This window comes from Microbacterium sp. (genome assembly GCF_031178445.1).
GTDB lineage: Bacteria > Actinomycetota > Actinomycetes > Actinomycetales > Microbacteriaceae > Microbacterium.
The window spans coordinates 1-1844 of sequence record NZ_JAPSIY010000027.1 but is presented as its reverse complement, the minus strand read 5'-3'; the positions used below and the strand labels follow the sequence as shown (position 1 = coordinate 1844).

Sequence of the window (1844 nt, the reverse complement as noted above, 5' to 3'; positions counted from 1 at the left end):
ACGCGGCCGGCCGCGGACGGGCGCAGGTCGACGCCATCGACTCCCCCGCGCCCGTGGCGCTCGCGCGGCACACGGCATGCGCCGGAACGGTGCAGCGGGTCATCAGCGACCCCGACGGCCGCATCATCGGCATCGAGAGCTCCGACCGCATCTTCACGGCACAACAACGGCGCGCGATCGCTCTGCGCGACGGCGGCTGCCTGATCCCGGGATGCGACGTGCCGGCATCCTGGTGCGAGATCCATCACGTCCGCGAACACGCTCGCGGTGGCCCGACGAGCACCGACAACGGCGTCGCCCTCTGCTGGCATCATCACCGCACTCTCGACACCTCCGGGTGGGCGATCCGCATGCATCACGGGGTGCCCCATGTCCGGGGTCCCGGCTGGTGGGACCCCGGTGGGCGATGGTGGAACCCGCGCACGCTCCGGCCGCTGGCCGATCAGGCCACACGGCACACCGCGTGACGCCGGGACGCGGTGCCCCGCTACTCGGCGGCGCCGTAGTCGGGCAACTCCTGCAGGGTCCAGGTGTTCCCGTCCGGGTCGTCGAACGACACGAAACGTCCCCAGGCCTGATCGTCGACGCCGCGCGCCTCGACGCCGAGAGCCCGCAGGTGCGCCAGGGCCTCGTCGGCATCGGGCACGACCACCTGGATCGTGTTCTGCTGTCCGGGCTCGAGATCGAGACCGAGTCCGGTGCCGAACGCGATCGAGCACGCGGAACCCGGCGGAGTCATCTGCACGAAACGCAGACCTTCCGTCGGCGTCTGATCATGATCGGCGTGGAAGCCGACCTTCTCGTAGAAGTCCTTCGCCCTGTCCACATCCGAAACCGGCACGAAGATGAGTTCGATCTTCCAGTCCATCACGCGACTCCTCCCGGCGGGCGCCGTCGCCCGACCGCGATTCACGGTACGACCGACCACCGACATCGCGCCAGAGGGGTCGAACCGCTCCACCGGCCCTGCGCTCAGCGTGCCGGAAGGAACGAACCCTCCAGGAACGCCTCCAGCCCGGCAGTGTCATCCAGCGGCAGCACTGCCGCGACGTACTGGTCCGGTCGGACGACCACGACCACGCCGTCGCGCGACAGCTCCCGCGCTTCGAAGATGTCGGTCTCGGTCCACTTGCTCGGGCCGCTCGCGTAGACCTTCTCCCAGTCGGTCAGGCCCAGAGGCCCGGTCTTCGGCTGGAACAGCGCCGGCGCCGAGGTGACCTCGACCTCCTCGAACGGCTGCTGGTAGACGGCCTTCACGTCGAAGACGGCGTCGACGTCCGCATCCGACGGGGTGAACCGCGCGAACAGCGGCTCCGCCGCGCCTGCCCAGGCGGCAAGGCCTTCGCCGGTCCGGTCACCGAACGCGTAGACGCGCCAGCGACCATCCGCCTTCGCATGATGCCCCAGATGCACCACGTTGCCGTCCCCCACGCGGATGACCTCTGCCGACTTGAAGCGCTTGCCCACAGGGAACCCGGAGGCGAGCGCCTGGTGCTCATCGGAGCCGGTGATCATCGAGCGCGTGTACTGCGTCATGAATCCCGAGGGGAACTCCGCGGTCGCGAGGTAGTACGTCGCCAGGTCGGTCGGATCCGAGATCTCCTCCGGCTTGCGCGCCATCAGGCTCGACCATTCACGGTCGAAGTCGATGAGCTGCTGCGCCACCGGCCGCCGCTCGGCCGCATAGGTCGCCAGCAGCGCCTCCGGCGCGCGCTCTGTCAGCACGGCACCGAGTTTCCAGCCGAGGTTGAAGCCGTCCTGCATCGAGACGTTCATTCCCTGGCCGGCCTTGGCGCTGTGCGTGTGACAGGCGTCGCCGGTGAGGAACACCCGCGGCGTGCGAT

General features: G+C 69.4%; 3 protein-coding genes. 1 reads left to right on the top strand and 2 read right to left on the bottom strand.

The window, feature by feature from the left end:
- The coding region (locus tag RIN43_RS16205; RefSeq protein WP_309129957.1) for an HNH endonuclease signature motif containing protein at window positions 1–467 on the top strand (467 nt) is incomplete at its 5' end.
- Window positions 468–487: 20 nt separating this feature from the next.
- On the opposite strand, the gene RIN43_RS16200 is transcribed toward RIN43_RS16205, so the two are convergent.
- Together RIN43_RS16200 and RIN43_RS16195 are read right to left on the bottom strand one after the other, a co-directional pair.
- Window positions 488–868: a VOC family protein gene (locus RIN43_RS16200; protein ID WP_309129956.1), complete on the bottom strand. Its 381-nt coding sequence runs from the start codon at window positions 866–868 to the stop codon at window positions 488–490.
- 104 nt (window positions 869–972) lie between these two features.
- Window positions 973–1844: FAD-dependent monooxygenase (locus RIN43_RS16195; protein WP_309129955.1), on the bottom strand; the 872-nt coding region annotated here is incomplete at its 5' end.

Coding starts and splice junctions, on each gene's coding strand:
- RIN43_RS16200 (WP_309129956.1), bottom strand. CDS start 868: ATGGACTGGAAGATCGAACTCATCTTCGTGCCGGTTTCGGATGTGGAC.